This window comes from Salmonirosea aquatica (genome assembly GCF_009296315.1).
In the GTDB taxonomy this organism is placed as follows: Bacteria; Bacteroidota; Bacteroidia; order Cytophagales; family Spirosomataceae; genus Salmonirosea; species Salmonirosea aquatica.
Map to the genome: position 1 here is coordinate 5,653,088 of NZ_WHLY01000002.1, position 20,128 is coordinate 5,673,215.

Below are 20,128 nucleotides of genomic sequence, written 5' to 3' on the forward strand. Positions count from 1 at the left end.
GATATTATTTGTGAGAATGAAAAACTCAATCTCGTGGGCCCTACCCTGGCCAGTGGATATAGTTTTGAATGGCGTAAGAGCGAGATGGACCAAATAGTAGGTTCAGAGCCCGTGCTCACCGTTACCGAACAAGGTACATATGAATTATTAGTACGGGATGAAAAAAATGGTTGTACCGCCTCGGATAGCGCTGTGGTGTCGGTGGAAAGGATCAGCGTAAATTTGCCTCCCCGACTGAGTCTGCAAAAGGGGAATTCCATAGTCATAAACTCCGAAGTTGAATCCACGGCATTTCCCGTTACTTACCAATGGTCTCCACCCGAAGGTCTCAGTAGTGATACTGACTCACTGCCCAGCGCTTCCCCGCAAAACTCGATGACCTATGTCCTGCAAGTAACTTCGCCAATTGGATGTTTGGCATCAGATAGTGTACAGCTGGAAGTTTTTGACCGACTGTACATTCCTGATGCATTTAGTCCAAACGGCGACGGAGTTAATGACGTACTGGACATATACAACGGTTCCAATCAGATCCAGGATATCCGAATAATTAACCGCTGGGGCGAGGTTGTCTTTCAGTCTCCGAACTACGATAATCCCTGGGATGGTACCTATAAACAAACCAAAGTACCCCAAGGGACGTATATTTACCTGATAGTGACCCCCTTTTACAATTATAAGGGTACTATTCTTATTCTGTACTAAAGTCTCCCCCATCCCCTCTTTAAAAAATGTACCCTCGAAACTTGGGAGCTTGCTTTCCCATGCAAGGGATCGGTACGTTCAAGAAATCAGTTGTTTCATCCCAATGATGGGCCAGTCAGTACATTAGAGAAAATTTATGAGGCGTTTTTACCAGTTTGCAGCGGCAATTGGTTTGCTGTTTTTTTGCTATTCAGCCCAGGCTAGTCACATCTTGGGAGGTGAAATCCGGATGGAGACCACCAGTGAGGCAAATCGGTTTTCGTGCAGTATGATTCTCTTCTGGGATCAGAATCGGCTAACGGTGGCTAATCGCGAACCATCCGTGGAAATTCTCTTCTACCGAAAACGAGACAATCAATTGGTTTTCAAAACCTCCCTACCCTACATTACTTCACGGAATGTAGATTATCAGAATCAGGTCTGTTCTGGGCTACGTAATTTGAAAACAGTAGAAGGTACCTACAATGCTAAAGTTTCACTAAATCCTGGAGATTTTTCTGATCCAGGAGGGTACTATATTGTCTGGGAAAGGTGCTGCCGCAATGCCGATATCAGCAACATTCGTGAACCGGGCGCGAGCGGGCTGGTATTTTACCTTGAGTTCCCCCCCTATCGGTTCGTAATTCATCACCAGTTTTTAATTTTCCGAATGGCGATTATATATGTCTGGGTTTGCCCTATTCCACAAATTTGTCTGCTACGGACGCCGATGGTGATGAACTACGCTACTCGGTTGTTACTCCTTTTCGAGGAAATACAAGTCTGGATTACCCAATCGGGGATGATTCACCCAAGTCGGGATACCCTTTGATAGAATGGCTACCCGGTATCTCGTCTCAAAATATGATCCCCGGAAATCCCGCTCTCAGTATTGATCTACGAACGGGCAGATTAACGGTGACGGCCAGTCAATTGGGTTTATATGTATTTACGGTACAATGTGAAGAATACCGTAATGGAGTAAAGATTGGGGTAGTCCGGCGAGATTTTCAATCACTCGTCATCGAGTGCAGTCCTAATTCGCCCCCGGTCCCTGTAATTGTGCATGATCAGAAGATTATGCCGACCATTGAACTTTGCATCCAACCCATACTGCTTCAAATACAGGAACCGGGGAACTGGGCCTACCAGTGGCAAATTGACGGACAAGACATACCTGGAGCTAACGCTTCTGCACTTCAAGTAAATCAAGAGGGTCGTTACTCAGTACAAAGAAGTTCTAAAAGTACGAATCAGGATCAATGTTCGATGCCGGTTTCATCTGAGCCAGTGGAAGTAGTACCCGAACCACTTCCTTCCGCCCTGATTGATAAAAAAAAGGATATACTTTGTGAGGGAGGTACCCTTGCTTTGCAGGCAGAAACAAAAAGTTCATATGTATATGAATGGAGAATAGGCATGAATCAGCTGGCAGAAACTGGACCTAGCATAACTGTTCAGAAAGGGGGCACATACTCACTTCTAGTCAGAAATGAACAAAATGGTTGTACTGCTACTGATAGTATCGAAGTGAAAGTTGAATCAATACGGGTGAAACTACCTGCTGAGGTAGAAATATTGAGGGGACAAAATGTAGAGCTTACTCCAAAAGTAGAATCTACTTCATCAGCCATCCAGTACAAATGGTCACCTCCTGAAGGGCTTAACAGTACTACCGAAAGTAAGCCCTTAGCATCGCCCGAAAAAACAACCGATTATATTCTACAGGTCGAAACGCCTGGTGGTTGCCAGGCAACGGCTCCTATCAAAGTGGTCGTTAACGAGTGCCAAGAGATCCCCATTCCTATACCTACGGTATTATATAAGAACAAACCCGTTAAGGAAATCGAACTTTGCTCAGGAGGAGATATAAAGCTGGAGACGGATAGTGAAGGTGATTGGAATTACCAATGGCAAATCAATGGACAAAATATTACCGATGCTACTGGTTCCAGCTATGTTGCCAGCAAAGTGGGTAGCTATACTGTAGTTCGGAGTTCAAAAAATGAAACTCCGGCAATCTGTATAAAGCCCGCAATATCTATAGGGGTTGAGGTAGTGGCTGGTATACCTCCGATTGCAAATATCGAGGCTACTAGTATTGTATTTTGCGCAGGAAAACCATTACAATTGAGCGCTGACAGCGCTACTTCATCTCGGTATACATGGAGTTTGGACGGAAAAATGCTTAGTCAGACTAGTGATAAGGTGAATGTTGACTCGCCAGGGACCTATACATTGGTGGTCCTTGACGGAAGGAATGGCTGTACTTCCACGGATAGTATTCTGATTAGGCAGGAGGAAATCAGTGTCTCACTTGCAGATGAAGTCTGGGTCAAACGAGGAGAATCCGTAATGCTGAATCCACAGGTTAATACTTCGGATTTTCCAGTTTCGTACTTATGGTCTCCTCCACTTGGCCTATCCAATCCTCTGGATTCACTTCCGGTTGCGCTACCAGATCAGTCAACGGAATATGTAGTACGGGTAAGTACCCCTGGTGGATGTGAAGCTAAGGACAGCATCATGGTTTCGATTATAGACCGTATATTTCTGCCTGATGCTTTTAGCCCAAATGGTGATGGGATCAACGATGTTTTTATTATTCCGAATGGACAAGTCTTAATCGAAAACATTAAGATTTATAATCGTTGGGGTCAGGTAATTTTCTCAGAGGCCGGCTATACAACACCCTGGGATGGATATTTTAAAAATAAAGTTGTCGAAAATGGAATGTATAACTACATCATTAAGACTTCTGACAATATTTACAAAGGTGCTGTACGTGTAATGTATTGAATCTCAAAGTATAAATTTCCACATCCTCACCCCCTTATCTGTTAATTGCTTAGTAATAAGGCAATTAACAATCCACGTGGAACAGTATATTGTTAATTGTTTCACATTCAGGCAATTGGCTGACATTTATGCTCATCACCATGTAAAACTTTTAGCATTGTCTTCATGTAATACAAAATATTCAGTTAGAATTTCCCCCCTATTTTATAATAAATCTTCCTGTAAAAAGAGCAAGCAAATAATTAGAATTAGTCTTAATAAATTTATTCAGGAACATATTGTTTAAATGTCCCGTCAGAGTAAAAGATAAGAATTCGTTCCACAGTTTTTGCTTCAAACGGTAGATCTTTTAGAGGCTCAGGATTGGTTTGTACCGGATCTATGGACGGGCTTTTTTGTATAGGCAAATCTAAGCCGTTACGTTTAGAAGGAATCGACGGTGAGTTCTCAGCTTTGGCTCTTGAACCGTAGGGAGTTGAAGTAATTGGTAAATCTAAATACTCCTCATCTTCCAGTATCCACTCCATTCCCAAATCTGGGTACCTACGGATAATTTTCTGCACGATGTCAAGACTTGGTCTATTTCTTCCCGCTAAAATGTGTGAAATACTTGACCGCTGTACTCCGATTTCATCTGCGAAGTGAGAGGGCGATATACTTTTATCGACAAGTATCTGTTTAATTTTGTCATTCAGTTCCATGAGTGTAGAAAATTAATGTACACAAATGTAAAATATAACATTGTAATTACATAATCACAAAAGTAAATTTTTGAGTTATTACAAATGTGATTCCTTTCTTAGAGATATATAAACTTGTATTTAACATTGTGAATTCATTGGTAATTAGCTGTTTGCTTAAGATTTCTGGAAAAAATAAAGGCTACCCTATTTAAGAGTAGCCTAAGAAAAATTTCTATTTAGTATTTCGAATTATTTAGTTTTTTAACAAGGAATGTAAAGATTTAGAATACTAAATAGACACTTGATTATCACGTAGTGCATCATTTAGCGAAGTTTTCAGATCTGTACTGGCTCGACGTTTACCAATGATTAATGCACAGGGTACATGATAAGTTCCTGCTGGGAAAGTTTTCGGAAGTGTACCGGGAATTACTACTGAATCCTCTGGAACGTACCCTTTATATTCGACAGGCTCCTCTCCTGTTACATCAATAATTTTAGAGCTACCAGTAATTACAACTCCTGCCCCCAAAACAGCACGCTTAGCTATGCGTGCACCTTCGACAACAATGCAGCGAGAACCGATGAAAGCTCCATCTTCTATAATAACGGGAGACGCTTGCACAGGCTCAAGCACCCCTCCTATTCCAACGCCCCCACTCAGGTGTACATTCTTTCCTATTTGTGCGCAGCTTCCGACGGTAGCCCAGGTATCGACCATGGTACCTTCATCTATATAGGCTCCTATATTCACGTAGGAAGGCATTAGAATAACACCTTTCGCTATATATGCTCCATAGCGAGCCACAGCAGGCGGCACTACCCTTACTCCAAGATCTGCATAACCTTTCTTTAACGCCATTTTATCATAGTATTCAAAGATCCCTACCGTGCTGGTAGTCATTTGCTGGACGGGAAAATACAACAGGATTGCTTTCTTAATCCATTCATTTACCTTCCAGGTACCATTTGACAAGGGTTCTGCTACTCGTAATTCTCCTTTGTCAACAAGTTCGATGATACGATCAAGAGCTTCCCGGCTTTTTGAATCTTTTAAAGCTTCTCTGTTTTCCCAACAAGCGAGAATAATACTTTCTTCTAACATGTTAAATTAATTATTGAATAAAAACTATTTAAAATTCATGAAATCAAGTACTTACACTATTAAAAATAATAAACTAATTGAAAGATGGAATTCAAAAAAGCTATGTTTTTTATCTATAATAGATATAATGGCTGAGGTTAGATGTGTAAAAATACGAACTAATACTTACTTGAAGTAAAAAATGGATATATCGATCAATTTGCCGTCGTTCTCCAACTTAATTGTATTATGTCATAATTATATTATACAGTAGACCTTCACATTTTAAATACAATTGAAGCAAATATTACTTAAAGAGGATGCCCCTGAGAGAAGGTCAATGAATAGCTCTCGTACATCAATAGCACCTTTGAAGGCATATAATATTGCCAAAACTATTTCGGAAACATATGAATGATACATAAAAAATCTGTTAAAGACTGGCAATACCCAAAATGGTTTTATTGTATAGTTTTTACTATAATAGAACTGTTACTAGACGAGGATAGAGTTAAAAGAAGGTTTCTTTATACTATTAAATTTAGTAATTTTTAACGATTTATATTAGCAAAATACTAAATAAATTAGTTATTATTGTAATTAAATACTATTTTAAATAGCTTCCATATACATGCTCTTATACAGTTCTACTAATTATTTTTTTCTACTTTTGCTTTATAAACAAAACCATAATCCCATATTAAAATGTCAAAAGTTAAAGTTGCTATCAATGGCTTCGGTAGGATCGGACGCTTAGTATACCGTCAGATTTACGATATGGAAGGAATAGACGTTGTTGCTATCAATGACCTTACCAGCCCTTCTGTATTAGCTCACCTTCTCAAATACGACACGGCTCAAGGCCGTTTTAATGTTGACGTAAAATCAACAGATAATTCTATTATTGTTGATGGAGAAGACGTTGTTATTTACGCCCAAAAGGATCCTTCCCTAATTCCGTGGAAAGATCACGATGTTGATGTAGTATTGGAGTGTACTGGTTTTTTCACTAGTGAAGAAAAAGCTTCCCTACACCTGAAAGCTGGTGCTAAAAAAGTCGTTATCTCTGCTCCGGCCACTGGAAACCTTAAAACGATTGTCTTCAATGTAAACCATGATATTCTGGATGGTTCTGAAACAATCATCAGTTGTGCTTCCTGTACAACTAACTGCCTTGCTCCTATGGCCAAGGTTATCGATGACACTTATGGCCTCGTAAATGGCCTTATGACCACCATTCACGCCTATACTAATGATCAGAACACCCAGGATTCTCCACATGCAAAAGGTGATTTGCGTCGGGCCAGAGCCGCTGCACAAAATATAGTTCCTAACAGCACAGGAGCTGCTAAGGCAATTGGTTTGGTACTACCTAACCTGAAAGGTAAATTAGACGGCTCAGCTCAGCGTGTACCAACCCTGACGGGCTCGTTGACTGAACTAACCTGTGTTGTTGGCCAAGAAGTGACCATCGACGAAATCAATGCTACAATGAAGGCCGCTTCAAACGAAAGCTTTGGGTACAATGAAGATGAAATTGTAAGTAGCGATATCATAGGTATTACCTATGGCTCATTATTCGATGCAACCCAGACTAAGGTTCAAAAAGCGGGTGATTCTCAGCTGGTACGTGTAGTAAGCTGGTACGATAATGAGATGTCTTACGTATCCCAATTGGTTAGGACCGTAATCTATTTTGCAAAAATGATATAGGAATTCAGATTCCCATCAAACAAAAAAACGGCTTCATTAATATGAAGCCGTTTTTTTTGTTATAGCATTTATATAATTTATGCTAAACCCTTTTCTTATAAACACCTGTTCATAATGTGTAACAATTTCATGGTGAAGGTCTAATAGCTGAGAATGGTATAAATCAGAAGTATAGCCCTCAACCGTGAAAAGGTTTGAGTTTTCAAGTCCTTCAAGACTATACTGATATAATGGAGTACTATCGGTTTTCAAATGAAAACGCCCCTCCGGTTTTAAATAATTCCAGTACTTTTTCAAAAAAAAATCATTTGTAAGTCTTTTCTTCTCATCGCGATCGCGCAGTTGAGGATCAGGATGAACTAACCATATTTCTTCAATCTCATTACTTCCAAAAAATTCGTCTAAATATTGTATGGACGATCTTAAGAATGCCACATTGGTAAGACCAAGTTCAAGAGCGATTTTGCTTCCTCGGGCAATTCTATCTCCTTTGATATCAACTCCAATAAAATTCCTCTCTGGAAATTTCTGAGCTAAACCAATGGTATACTCTCCTTTTCCACAGGCAAGTTCGAGTACAAGTGGGTTTGAATTGGCAAAATAAAACTCATTCCATTTCCCTTTTATAGTCGTGTAAAGTGGTTTACCACGTTCGATCACATTCTCTGCACTCTGACAAAAATGGTACTTATCTAATTTCCTTCGGGTCACTCTTCCTTAAAATTATAATGAATTCAAATCGGCCACTACAAATGTACTGCCACCTACGTATATTGCATCAGCAGCATTTGAATCATGGATGGCTTTTTCGAGGGCACTATTAACATTATCTAATGATTCTCCTGTAAAACCGGCTATCTGAGCAGCCTGAACGAGATTTTCTACCGGCAAAGCTCTTGGATTTTGAGGCTGACAAAAATAGAATGTATCTTCATTAGAAAATAGTGAAAGGATAGATTCTATCTCTTTATCAGCTACAAACCCCAGTACGAATCGGTGCTTCGATGCCTCTATTTGTTTAAATTGTCCAATTGTGAGTTCCAGTCCCGCTTTATTGTGAGCGGTATCACAAAGCACCAGGGGCTCTGACTGAATTTGCTGCCACCTACCCTTCAAACCGGTGGTGGTCCGTACAGAAGCCAGGCCGGATTTAATAGCCGATGGGTGTATGACAAATCCAGTGTCATTTAATATTTCCAGAGCAGAAAGTACCCCTTTCACATTGTTCAGCTGGTATTCTCCTAATAAATCCAGTTGGTACCTATAGAGCTTTTTCTTATGAGAATACTTTACAGCAATATTTAATTTCCCAGTTTGAAACGAATGGGATGAAATCGTAATGCGCTCAGCAGCCACTACTAATCTTGCGTCCAATTCAGCGGCTCTTTCTTCAAATACATCTAATACTTCAGGGGGCATTCGTTCACTCAGCACTATCGGAATGGTAGGTTTGATAATTCCTGCCTTTTCAAAAGCAATTTTAGGTAAGGTATCCCCTAAGTACTGGGTATGGTCAAAACTTATATTAGTGATCAGCGCCAGTTCAGGGGTGATAATATTAGTTGAATCAAGCCTGCCCCCCATACCCACTTCTATTACTGCAACCTCAACATTCTCCGATGAAAAATAGGCAAATGCCATTGCCACAGTTACTTCAAAAAAAGATGGTTCAATTGATGCGATGTAATCCGAATGTACAGTAACGAATTCCGATACAAAGTCCTCTCGGACAGGTTGCCCATTTACACGAATACGTTCAGTGAATGACTTCAAATGGGGAGAAGTATACAGTCCTACGCGATATCCTGCATGTTGTAACACCGACGCCAGCATATGTGAGGTACTTCCTTTTCCATTCGTTCCACCCACATGGATTGTTTTATAGGTATTTTGCGGATTGCCCAGTCGTTCACAAAAAGCACGTGTAGTAGAAAGGCCCGGCTTATATGCCCGGGCCCCGTGGTTCTGAAATACTGGCAAGCGACTATACAGGTAGGCTATTGCTTCCTCGTAGGTCATCAATATTTACTTTGCGCTGATTTTAAAAGTGATAGTTCCGACGGATTCATCAGGTACATTGGCACCTGCTTTTTGCACAAAGGTCAAAACCCGTACGGCATCTTTGTATTTATTAATTACGGCATAGTCTGTAACAGTGGAGCGCAATTGGATTACGTTGCGTACTCGTCCGTTACTACCCACAATTATTTTGAATGTAATTTCGCCAGTAGCGTCTGAATTGTCATTCACCTGAGGTGGTCTTGACCAGGACCATCCGTTCAGATTCAGACCAACCGCGGTACCTCCCCCACCTCCGCCACCTTTGTATGATTTAGAAAACAAGCTTCCCTCTTTGGCTCCCTTATCACCTACCCCACTAGCATCATCGCCATTATTATTCCCTCCTACTCCTTCCTTGGTACCATTGGTTCCATTACTTCCTGAGCCTGAACCCGATGACTTTTTAAACAGTGCATCGTTATTGATTTTTTTGGCCGGAGCGGGGGTAGTTGAAGTAGAAGTACTCGATGTATTGCTACTTACCTTCTTGGATTCATTGCGTTCTGGCTCTTCTACAGGGCTCTCGGTTTTGGAAGTTATCACCGGTTTTTCAGCTACCCTGGTAGTAGGTTTGATAGGCTCAGGACGGGGTGCAGGGGGGTAGGTTTAGGAGCCTCGGCTTTGCGCTCGATTTTTTCCTCCCCGGCTTTCATATTTTCCGCAATTTTGGAATCGCTTGGTTTATTAAAGGTTTGGATTTTCCCGCTTCCAACATTGCTCGTCCCATAATTAACCTCCACAAACAGTTCCATTGGCCCCACCGTAGCAGCCTCCTGATTCAGTCGGATAAAGAAAAAAGCAGTAAGCAGAAGAACCATAGACCCGACGGATATAGCCCAGGAAAGAGCGATACGTTCGCGGTCATCAGCAGTGGTAAGTACCATATACAGGACGTTTTTTTCGTATAACGTAAAATTACGCTTAATTCGTGTATCCACAAAAAAGGCCCTGAGGGCCTTTTTTTGTAATGATTCAATATTTAGTGTTTGAGGAATTTACTTACGATGGTAAACCCACGATTCGGCACCGATAACTTTATCGACTTTATTCTTCTGACGTATTGCACTTTCCATGGTAGGAAATGCACCTGCCGATACCTTTATCAGTCGCCCTTTGGCATTATCAAGAATACTGGATTCCGAAAATCCCTTATTAATAAGTTGTTGTTTGAGTATCTGAGCATTTTTGATACTTCCAAAACTCCCTGCAATTAAAAAATACATATGGTTTGCCACCTCCACGTTGGGAGATTGAGGTACTGTTGCGGCTGCGCGTTTTGGTTTTTTCTCTTTGGAATCTGCACGTACTGTATTTGATATGGGTTTATTTACCACGGCATATTTTTCGCTTTTAGGTACATAAACTATTGTTTCCACTAAGGTCGGCTTTTTCACTGGGTTCTTTGTCTCCACTTTCAAAGGCACCGGCGGAATTGACGCTTTAACCGGACTAGTGATATCTGTTTTTTTCAAATTGGGTTCGGTCGCAGGCGACTTTGCCACCGATTTCGGCAATGCGGTTGATGTTGACGTATATGATTCGAGTGAAAAGTCCCCTACCGTCTCAAAAGGGTTCAACGTACTTAATAAACTTGAACTGGAATTTGAACTGAGGGTACTCAATAGCGTTACGGTACCCAAAAATACCACTGCCGCCGCCCAATTAACCCAGCTACGGTTGCGCCATGTTCTTGATGGAGCCCCGATCGCCGTAAATTCTTCATCCTGCTCAAGCGGTTCGAAAATAGATAGATTTTCCTCAACCTGATCCCGACCTTCAATCTGAGGTACCTCCAGAGGCTGCAGGCCGAACCAATCGCTGTTATAGTTTTGACTGTAGTCAGGTTCAAAAACTAGTTTGCCCTCAGAATTCATTGAAAAATTCCCAATGGCCTCAATAACGACATGTACGCCATCTGTCAATTGCTGACGTAGCATATCCACATAACGTCTTACTTGGCTGGCTGCTTCTTCGCGTGGTAGCCGCTCGTGAGCTGCCACGTAATATGTCAGAAGGCCATCGTCGATTTTGAGTACTTCATTAAAAGCAAGCCTTTTCCGGGCAGGTACGAATAATGAATTGGCGATATCGTAGTGAGCGCCAATGTGGTGGGTAAGAAGTCCACCGAATTCAGGGATGATAACGCAATCGTGCTCAAAAAGCAATTTACGGATGTACTTATCAACTGTAACCATAGCTTCGTTAGTTTAACACGACTTTAACTAAACGAAGTTAGAAAGAAAAAGACAATCCTCCAATAAAGTTAAGTCCCTGCTGGGGATAATACTGATAGCGGGAATATTGTTTTCCCAAGATGTTGTTTAATGAAACAAACACCGAGAAGTTACTGGTTAACAGATAGTCAATCTTAATATTAAGATCAATTATGGTGGGTAGTTTTGTGACTATTCCAGTTTGGAAATTTTTCGCTTTTAGCCCTGCCACTGTATACAAATCCGAAGTAATGAACAGTTTATCCTGAATAGTGAGTGCATTAAACCAGTTTAAGGAAAATGTGGGTCGATGCCATGCTTGTTCAAGTAGTCTCAGGTTATAGTTATAAAAGTTTGCTTTAAGTGAAGTTTTAAACATGTCATTAGCCATGTAGCCTACCTGTCCCGACACTGTAAGTACATTAGTTGCGTCCGCATCGTAGAGTACCGAGAACTTAGAAGTATCAGCCAAAGCATTATTGAAAACATAGAAGTTGCGGTATTTGGCATACGAGACCCTACCCTCAAAGTTGAATCCTTCGGCGTTTTCGCCCTTGAAACCCGCATAGATATCGGCTTTCTTTTCGGTGTTGGCAATCAATACATCGGGAGCGAGCCAGAGATTTTCATTCAACAAGCTACGAAGTGTATTCCGGACCACATCCCCATCATACCCAGCAAACACATGCAATCCGGCCACAGGTACCACGTCGAGATTAACAACTGGATAGGCTTTGGTACGGTTTACATCCAGAACATTGTCAGTCTCGTTAACAACGTTAACGCCTCCTGTTATCGAGAACAGATTTGATACGTACTTAAAGCTGGGTTTTACTCTAAACAGATTTCTATTGTAAGTTTGGGCATCGACCCGTTGTGAAACAAAGGCCCCGGCTTCAACCAGTGCGTAGATATTTTCTGCCACGGGCAGGGAAGCCTGAATTGTAGTACCCCAATCTACCTCGGAGGCGCTATACCTATCCTTGATCGAATACAGGCTTGTCTTTACTGAATAGTCTATTAGAGAATTAGCTTCGGTATTTTCAAATCCGAGTTGAACCCCAAACAAATTTGTGGTTTGCCGGATCGTATCCCGGTCTACTTCAACGCCATCAGGCTGGGGTTGGTAGCCGTAGAAATAGTAATTCTTTCGGTTATAATCGATCTGCCCATCAATCTTAAAGGCATTTCGCAGATACTTTCCACCTAGCTGGATGTCAGTATTGGCATTGGCTGAATTTTTGCCATAACGAGGTCCACTTGATGCAGAAAGATTTTTCAAATGGGCCGTAAATACCAAATCTTCGGAGGGTCGCGTACTCACAAATCCCTCTCCCAGAAAGCGACCATAATTGCCAGCTCCTATCTTAATGTAATTATTGAGTCCTTCAGGAAGTTCCTGCCGGGTTTTCTCATCCGATGACATTACCGCCACGGGTGTCAGCTTGGGAGATGCTAGGTTGATATTGGGATCTACGAACTGATACTTTACTTTTTTATCCTCGGCTTTGGCCTGAACAGGTTGTACTTTATCAAACAATCGATTGGCCGGGGGAAATTCGATACTTTTTTCCTTGACAATTTCGTAGGTCTGGCTTTCTATCTCGCCTCGCTGGGCCTTGGCCTGGAAAATAATCAGGCCTGTTCCCGCTATAGCAACACTAAACCGAATAAATGGACGGATATTCATATGGAACTGGAATTTTAACGGGGGAGATTTATTTTGATTCGATTTCGGTCAATTTTAGCTTAGCTAGGCTGACAGCTTCCGCATCTTCCGAATTCTCAATGATGGATTGCAAGGTAGCTCGTGCCTGAGCTTTTTCGTTCATGCCCATGTACACATCGGCCAGAAGTATGAACGAACGAACACGCCAGAAATCAATTCCTTCAAATTGCTTGCTTAGTTCAAAAATAGTTGCCTCAGCTTCAGTGTACTTTTTCTCTTTGAATTGAATCATCGCGATCCAGTACTTGGCTTCTGCCCCGTATTCATCCTTATTTGCTTGCGCCACTTTTTTAAATTCTTCAATCGCCTTGGTGTAATCGCCCCGATCATAGGGTACCTTTCCCATATACAACTGGGCTTTCCCGATTCCACCGGGCACTACATTGCCAATATTGATGACTTCCCGTGCATAAGCTAATGTCGAGTCGTAATTCTTTAAGGCGTAATAGGTATCCATCAGGCCAATCCAGGCTGTTGTCTGTTCTTTTTTATTCTCAGCATTTTTAAGGAGTACCTTAAAGTTCGAAACTGCATTGGAGAAATTACCGCGTGAAATTTCCAGTTCGGCCGATTTCTGAGCAGCCGCAGCCACATAGGTCGACCTATTTTCCTGGACCACCATCGAATAGTACTGCAATGCATCCTGTGTTTCACCAGCCTTATCATAGGAAGCACCCAGGAAATATTTGGCGTCATACTGATTTTTGCTCTGAGGGTAGCTTTCAAGGTACTCGAGCAGTGCTTTTATTGCCTGGGTATACTTTTCGGCATAGAACAGATTGCGGGCGTTGTCAAACTCTACATCGTCGAGTTTCGTATTACCAGGATTGTTTTTTCTAACCATCCCAAGTACCTGAGTAAATTCTTCCGGACGTCCTACTGCATTGTAGCTCTCCTGAATTCCTTCCAGAGCACTACTTGCGGACGGGGAAGCAGGGTACTCCTGCAGGATGCGCTTAAAATCATTAATGGCCTGCTCATACACCTGGATATTATAATACGATTGTGCCCGCCGTAGCAATGCAGCCGGTATCAGGTAGCTTTTGGGTTTTTCATTGATAAGTCGGGTAAACGAACGTACTGCCGGTTGGAAGGCATCATTCTGAAAGTCAATATCGGCCATTTGAAACATGGCATCATCCACATAGCGTGATCCAGGAAACTGGCTGATCAGCAATTCAAACTGCCGCTTGGCGTCGGTTTCGCGGTTCATGTACACGAAAGCCCGGCCCTTTTGGAACAATGAATAGTCCTTGTCCACCCGTCCGTTGACAGTCACTTTTTCATACGTATTGATGGCAGAAGTGTAATCTTTCTGAGCCAGATAGCTATCAGCCAACCGGACGTAGGCATCCTCGATCATCTGAGCCTCGATTCCGGTAGTATTTGCCGTAAAATCCTTAAAGTACCCCAACGCCTGACTGTATTTTTTTTGATTGTAATACGCATACCCCAGCGCATAAAGGCTTTTCCGGCGGTATAAATCAGCAGTGGTTGATTTAGTCAACTGGATATAGATCGGGATAGCCTCGTCGTACTTTTGTTGAGCCGAGTACGCTTCCGCCTTTTGGTAGGTAGCGGCAATAAACAGATTTTCATCAACGGGGTAGCGCAACGACTTATTAAAGTCCTCAATAGCAGCCGGGTATTTTTCGGCATTGAAGTTACTCACCCCCTGATTATACGTCAGGCGCTGATAGGTTGCGTTGATTATAGGGGTACGGTTTTTGAGTTTTTCAATATAGGTAATTGCTCCTGCATTATTACTTGCGCCTGAGTACGCTTCCGCAATCAGTTGGGTCGTCTCCTCTTCTTTTTTATTACCGGGATACTTGGCCAAAAAATCGTTAAACTCCTTAATGGCCTCATTATTGTTTCCTAATTCCAGCTGTACTTTGGCATGATTGAACAAAGCTTCTTCCTGTACTACTGGATTAAAGGCCAAACGGCCTGCATTATCAAAAGCCGTCAATGCAAAAGACGGATTATTGGTTTGCAGATAACTGATACCTACCAGGTAGGAAGCATACTGCGCTACCGAATCTTTTCCGGGGGCGATATTCTTCATAGTTTCGATAGCTCCCGCAAAATTCTCATTCCGAAACTGTGTATGACCATAATGCAGGGCAACGGTCGGTGGCAATGCACCGGGTTTCATTCGTTTGTAGCGTTCGTATGCGGTGGAAGCAGCCTTAAAATCTCCCTTTTCGTATTGTACCTCCGCCACATAAAGAGCCACATCATCCAGATTGTTATTGCCCCGTTGCTGGCTCAGCAGACGCTCGCCATAGGTGAGGAGTTGATCGAAATCCTTTAACTGGTACAGCGAGGAAACTATCCAATTGGGTGCCTCATTTTTGTAATATGGGTTATTTTCAATTCTAAGAAAATCCTCATAAGCCTCCCGGTAGTTATTCTTCTTGTAGTTGATCACCCCCGCAAAATAGGATGCATCGGCCGCATTGGGTGAAGTATTATCTTTCTTTACCTGGTTCAGGTAGGTCAATGCCTGATCGAATTTCTGTGTATTGTAGTAAGACATACCCAGACGGTACGTACTTTCAAGTTGCTTGTTATAGTTGCCCGTCGACTCAATAGCTTTTTCAAGGTACCCTATTGCTTTTTCGTATTCCCCGCCTTCATAGTAGTATTTCCCAAGATCAGCATAAATAAGTTGGGCTTTAGGATGCTCTGCATGGTTCCGAACAAAACGGTCTACCTGAACTTCGGCTTCAGGATAATTAAGGTAAAGGCCCGTCACAGCGATGAAATATTCCGCCGTTACCGCATTGTAGTCACTGGTGGACAGAAGTTTATCCTGATTTTTCAAGAATTCAGTAAATTCCTTTCGGGCGGCCACGAAATTAGATTTTTCGTAGTATTCAAGTCCATTACGGAAATGGGCCTCCGGTTCAGTATAGCCCATGGTGTTCTGACTATAACTGTACAAATGGCCCATCCAAATGAAAAGTCCAGTTAAAAATAGACTACGCTTTAAGAACATAGAGTTGACGTTGATGATAAAATGAAGATTGGATCAAAATTAGGACTTGTCAGGTAGTATTCAAATGCTCCTACCTCAAAACTAGCTCTACAAGGCTTGCTATTTAACGCTTTGGAATCAAAATACGTATGAGATTTGCCCTACTTTCCACCGTTAAGCCATTATCCCGTGTAGCATTCTTCCGGTTAATAAATATTATTGCGTAGGCAACTATCCCGTAGATCCTGAGCCATCTGGTCAAAGCGCTTGGTAATGCATTCCATGAATTCAGCATCGAGGAGAGCGTTGATTTCTTCTACTGACAAAATATCGGTTTCGTCTAGTTTGTAGGTTTGTTCGTAAAAACCGCCAGCTTCAATTTTGACAATGTATTTTCCATTCCATTGAAATAGACTTATTTTGTACTGGCTGTTGGGAATGTCCTTGATGTAGCGCATAAGTTTCTTTTACCTATGAAGTTTAGATATTTTATCTGTTTAATTGCATGTCTGGCTTGGATACTACCCAGTTGTCAGTCGGTTGACAAAGATGATGCAGATCTTTTCTTTCTTAAAGGAAATGCCCAACTTACACATAAAAATTACGAGGAAGCGATTCGATATTATAATGAAGCGATCGCCAAGTACCCTGATTTTGCGGATGCATATCTGAACAAGGGCCTTGCCTACCTCCATTTAGGACAGCTAAAAGAAGCCAGCCAGTCCTTCTCGTCCGCGATTGACCAAGACTCCGAGCTTTACCCTGCTTACCTGGCGCGTGCCGAAACAGCTACACGGCTAGCTCAATGGGATGAAGCTGAAAGCGACTTATCCGTACTTAGTAGAATTTACAGTGATTCCACACAATATTACCTAATTAGGGGCAATATGCTGGTTGGGAAAAACAAAGAGTCCGCTGCTCTGGCCGAATATGATCGAGCACTGGCTTTAGATCCATCCAATGTAGAGGCCTATGTAAACCGGGGAGCCGTATATTTTGCCCAACGAGACTACTCTATGGCATCGAATGATTTTGAGCAGTCGCTCCTACTTAATCCCGGCCAACCAGAAGCACTCAATAATCTGGGCCTACTTGCCTCACGCAACGGCCAATGGAACCGAGCCTTGAGTTATTTTGACCGGGCTCTCCGTGTGAATGCCGTTGATCCTCTGAGTTTAAATAATAAAGGCTTTGTGCTTTTACAAACAGGGGAGCTCGCAAAAGGCGCCGAACTAATTAACCGCTCACTTAACAACATGCCCGACAATGGCTATGCACTTAGGAATCTCGGCCTTTATTTTTTAAAAAAACATGATTATATAAAAGCCAATGAAGCTTTTGAAAAAGCGCTGGCTTTGGATCAACTCGTCGAATCACTGCACGGGTACGCTGGTGAATCCTACAAGTTGAGTGGTGATCTTAATAAAGCCTGTACCATTTGGAAAACAGGTACCATGCTCCGGGACAGTCTCTCCCTCGCAAACTATGAGCAATATTGCAAATAAAGACCCTTACTTCTCTATTCGTACTGATTGTTTCAATTGTCTGAACACTTCGGCATTTATTACAGGATCCGTTCTTATTTCAAGTAAGGCAGGTTTCTCTGCCTCCACGAATACCGTCCATACAGACTGTAATTCAACCATTTCTTCAACTGCCCAATAGAGCATCGACGAATCTTGAGCGGTACGTACGGCCGTGTAGGCATGCCGTGTTTCGAAATACTCTTCTAGTTCGGGCTGGGATGCCGGCCCCTCAATCATTCTGAATATCGTTCCCCCTGAATTGTTCAATAAAACAATTTTAAGATTAGGGGGCAGATTGGAAATTAACAAACCATTTCGATCGTAGAAGAATGCCACATCCCCCACTAATAAATACACTGGTAAAGTGGTGAGTAATGATGACCCGATGGCTGTACTCACACAGCCATCGATCCCGCTTGTTCCCCGGTTGGCATATACTATGATGTCATTACGATCCATCCCCATAATCGATGCATAGCGAATGGGCATGCTATTCGCTACATGTAACTGTGCAGGATATGGCATGTTTTTTAGTAAAAAATATACCGCAGAAAGATCATTGAACGATGTAAGATCATCTAAAAAGCGGAATTTTGTGCGTGCTATATACCTCTCGGCACGTACCCATTCTGCCAGGTATTCTTCATCCTGCCCTCCCTCGTCGTTTTGAACAAATCGAAGATAATCCACATCTTCAAATAACTTTGGAAAAAAATATTCGGGAGACACCTTGATTTGCCTGGTAATGGTTTGGAACGGGTCAATCACATGTGAATCTTCGGAGATATGCCAATGGTTCCGGGGAGGCAGTTCGCGTAAGAATTTTTTTAAATTCTTTGATAGAAAAGATCCGCCCAAGGTGATTAACAAATCAGGCTGTAGTATCTCCTGATTCCAACTACCTAGTATCAGCTCATGGTTCATCAAACTTTGTTCATGTACCGCGAGATTCCCCAGTATTTCTCCCAGTACTGGAATCTGAAACTCCTCAGTCAATTTAGTCAAAATTGATTTAAGCTCGCCTCCCGGGGTGTACTGACCCACCGCAATCAGAATCTTATCCGCATTTTCCCACTCATCCAATAGCGAATGCCATACCGGATCTGGAAGGACAGACAGTGTTTCGATCTTTTCAATTACGCGAAGATTCGCCGAAGGGATAAAATTTTCTGTGGCTTGAGGATAAAACGGCTCCCGAATTGGCACGTTTATATGTACTGGCCCCCTAGGCTTGTCAAGGCTTGTCAGCAGTGCTTCGTTGGTAATCCGGTTGATATACCAGGATGCATCTGGATGCACGTAATCGGCTGGAAGCTCATAGGATGCTTTGACATGCCTACCATAAATTCCAGACTGGTAAATAGTTTGTCCATCGTTCTGATGAATCCATTCATTAGGTCGGTCAGCGGTCAGAATCAATAGCGGTATTTGCTGAAAATAGGCTTCTGTAATTGCTGGTGCAAAATTATAGGCCGCCGAACCCGAAGTGCAAACTAAAACCACTGGTTTTCCAAGTTGCTGTGCCATACCTAAGGCCACAAAACCTGCCGCTCTCTCGTCCATAACAACGGTGCACTGTATATGTGGGTTTCGAGCTAAAGCCAAAGTCAGGACTGCACTTCGGGATCCGGGAGAAATAACCGCATTAGTTACACCATGTAGGTGGCATAACTCTACCAAATCGATGAGGGGTTGTAAAATAGCCATAGAAGGATCAAAAAAAAAGCCTCCTGTTACAGAGGCTTCCTGGTCTTAGTACCTAGTAGTATTCTTAACCTAGATAAGTCTTTAATGCTTTACTCCGTGATGCATGACGTAAGCGGCGGATGGCTTTTTCCTTGATTTGACGAACTCGCTCCCGGGTGAGATTGAATTTCTCACCAATTTCCTCAAGAGTCATAGCATGTTCGCCGTTCAAGCCAAAGTACAACGCAATCACATCAGCCTCACGCTGAGTTAGTGTACAAAGTGCCCGTTGGACCTCCTTACGGAGCGACTCATTCACCAGTCCCGAATCTGGCTTATCTTCCAGATCGTTTTCCAATACGTCCAGAAGACTATTTTCTTCTCCTTGTACAAAGGGAGCATCCATAGAAACATGGCGGCCCGAAATCTTCATGGTATCTACTACCTCCGAAGACGATATTTCGAGCACTTCCGCCAATTCTTCAGGGGAGGGTTCACGTTCGAACCTTTGTTCGAGTTCAGAAAATGTCTTGGATATTTTATTCAGGGATCCTACTCGATTCAATGGCAAACGTACAATCCGCGACTGCTCCGCCAAAGCCTGCAGAATGGACTGACGAATCCACCATACGGCGTATGAAATGAATTTGAATCCCCGGGTCTCATCAAAGCGTTGAGCAGCTTTTATCAATCCCAAATTCCCCTCATTAATTAAGTCTCCCAGCGATAGCCCCTGATTCTGGTACTGCTTGGCTACCGACACCACGAACCTCAGGTTCGCTTTAGTCAGCCGTTCGAGTGCAAGTTGATCACCGTCCCGAATTTTTTGAGCCAACGTTACCTCTTCGTCAGGAGTTAACAAATCCACCTTACCGATCTCCTGCAAATATTTGTCAAGGGACTGGCTTTCCCGGTTGGTAATCTGTTTGCTGATTTTTAGCTGTCTCATCTATTGTGTTATATGTCT

General features: G+C 42.4%; 17 protein-coding genes. 5 read left to right on the forward strand and 12 right to left on the reverse strand.

All coding sequences use genetic code 11. From position 1 onward, the window contains the following. Positions 1–33 precede the first annotated feature (33 nt). From GBK04_RS24335 to GBK04_RS24340, 3 genes are all read left to right on the forward strand, one after another. A complete protein-coding gene (locus GBK04_RS24335) occupies positions 34–705 on the forward strand; it encodes a T9SS type B sorting domain-containing protein (RefSeq protein WP_373331307.1) in 672 nt (223 codons plus the stop codon). A gap of 268 nt (positions 706–973) precedes the next feature. Next, positions 974–1,516, forward strand: coding sequence for a hypothetical protein (locus tag GBK04_RS31055; RefSeq protein WP_373331308.1), 543 nt, complete (start codon positions 974–976; stop codon positions 1,514–1,516). Positions 1,517–1,764: 248 nt separating this feature from the next. Beyond that, positions 1,765–3,483, forward strand: a complete 1,719-nt coding sequence (locus GBK04_RS24340; RefSeq protein WP_373331309.1) for a T9SS type B sorting domain-containing protein — start codon at positions 1,765–1,767, stop codon at positions 3,481–3,483. Between the two features lie 263 nt (positions 3,484–3,746). Here the strand turns inward: GBK04_RS24340 and GBK04_RS24345 are convergent, their stop codons facing one another. Together GBK04_RS24345 and GBK04_RS24350 are read right to left on the reverse strand one after the other, a co-directional pair. Then, the gene (locus tag GBK04_RS24345; protein WP_152764234.1) at positions 3,747–4,184 is read right to left on the reverse strand and encodes a helix-turn-helix transcriptional regulator; all 438 of its coding nucleotides are present in this window, start codon (positions 4,182–4,184) and stop codon (positions 3,747–3,749) included. A gap of 271 nt (positions 4,185–4,455) precedes the next feature. Beyond that, on the reverse strand, positions 4,456–5,271 hold the full coding sequence (locus tag GBK04_RS24350; RefSeq protein ID WP_152764236.1) for a 2,3,4,5-tetrahydropyridine-2,6-dicarboxylate N-succinyltransferase: 816 nt from the start codon (positions 5,269–5,271) through the stop codon (positions 4,456–4,458). 684 nt (positions 5,272–5,955) lie between these two features. On the opposite strand from GBK04_RS24350, the gene gap reads away from it, so the two are divergent. After that, positions 5,956–6,963, forward strand: a complete 1,008-nt coding sequence (gap, locus tag GBK04_RS24355; RefSeq protein ID WP_152764239.1) for a type I glyceraldehyde-3-phosphate dehydrogenase — start codon at positions 5,956–5,958, stop codon at positions 6,961–6,963. A gap of 36 nt (positions 6,964–6,999) precedes the next feature. On the opposite strand, the gene trmB is transcribed toward gap, so the two are convergent. From trmB to GBK04_RS24390, 8 genes are all read right to left on the reverse strand, one after another. Continuing rightward, positions 7,000–7,674 carry a tRNA (guanosine(46)-N7)-methyltransferase TrmB gene (trmB, locus tag GBK04_RS24360; RefSeq protein ID WP_373331310.1) on the reverse strand — a complete coding sequence of 225 codons (675 nt, stop codon included), beginning with the start codon at positions 7,672–7,674 and terminating at the stop codon, positions 7,000–7,002. Positions 7,675–7,686: 12 nt separating this feature from the next. Then, the gene (locus GBK04_RS24365; protein ID WP_152764241.1) at positions 7,687–8,982 is read right to left on the reverse strand and encodes a bifunctional folylpolyglutamate synthase/dihydrofolate synthase; all 1,296 of its coding nucleotides are present in this window, start codon (positions 8,980–8,982) and stop codon (positions 7,687–7,689) included. Positions 8,983–8,988: 6 nt separating this feature from the next. After that, positions 8,989–9,567, reverse strand: a complete 579-nt coding sequence (locus GBK04_RS31060; RefSeq protein ID WP_373331311.1) for a hypothetical protein — start codon at positions 9,565–9,567, stop codon at positions 8,989–8,991. Between the two features lie 11 nt (positions 9,568–9,578). Then, positions 9,579–9,908 (reverse strand): hypothetical protein, encoded by a 330-nt coding sequence (locus GBK04_RS31065; RefSeq protein WP_373331312.1) that lies wholly within the window; start codon positions 9,906–9,908, stop codon positions 9,579–9,581. 111 nt (positions 9,909–10,019) lie between these two features. Further along, on the reverse strand, positions 10,020–11,219 hold the full coding sequence (locus tag GBK04_RS24375; protein ID WP_152764243.1) for an HU domain-containing protein: 1,200 nt from the start codon (positions 11,217–11,219) through the stop codon (positions 10,020–10,022). 37 nt (positions 11,220–11,256) lie between these two features. Then, positions 11,257–12,777, reverse strand: coding sequence for a TonB-dependent receptor (locus GBK04_RS24380; protein WP_373331313.1), 1,521 nt, complete (start codon positions 12,775–12,777; stop codon positions 11,257–11,259). 178 nt (positions 12,778–12,955) lie between these two features. Next, positions 12,956–15,970 carry a tetratricopeptide repeat protein gene (locus GBK04_RS24385; RefSeq protein WP_152764245.1) on the reverse strand — a complete coding sequence of 1,005 codons (3,015 nt, stop codon included), beginning with the start codon at positions 15,968–15,970 and terminating at the stop codon, positions 12,956–12,958. A 185-nt stretch (positions 15,971–16,155) separates the two neighbouring features. Then, positions 16,156–16,407, reverse strand: coding sequence for a hypothetical protein (locus tag GBK04_RS24390; RefSeq protein ID WP_152764247.1), 252 nt, complete (start codon positions 16,405–16,407; stop codon positions 16,156–16,158). A 15-nt stretch (positions 16,408–16,422) separates the two neighbouring features. Here GBK04_RS24390 and GBK04_RS24395 point away from each other — a divergent pair, with 15 nt between their 5' ends. Further along, positions 16,423–17,454, forward strand: coding sequence for a tetratricopeptide repeat protein (locus tag GBK04_RS24395; RefSeq protein WP_152764249.1), 1,032 nt, complete (start codon positions 16,423–16,425; stop codon positions 17,452–17,454). Between the two features lie 6 nt (positions 17,455–17,460). Here GBK04_RS24395 and menD read toward each other — a convergent pair whose 3' ends face one another. Both menD and GBK04_RS24405 read right to left on the reverse strand, forming a co-directional pair. Further along, positions 17,461–19,182 (reverse strand): 2-succinyl-5-enolpyruvyl-6-hydroxy-3-cyclohexene-1-carboxylic-acid synthase, encoded by a 1,722-nt coding sequence (gene menD, locus GBK04_RS24400; protein ID WP_152764251.1) that lies wholly within the window; start codon positions 19,180–19,182, stop codon positions 17,461–17,463. A 64-nt stretch (positions 19,183–19,246) separates the two neighbouring features. After that, a complete protein-coding gene (locus GBK04_RS24405; protein ID WP_132116133.1) occupies positions 19,247–20,110 on the reverse strand; it encodes a sigma-70 family RNA polymerase sigma factor in 864 nt (287 codons plus the stop codon). Between the last annotated feature and the right edge of the window lie 18 nt (positions 20,111–20,128).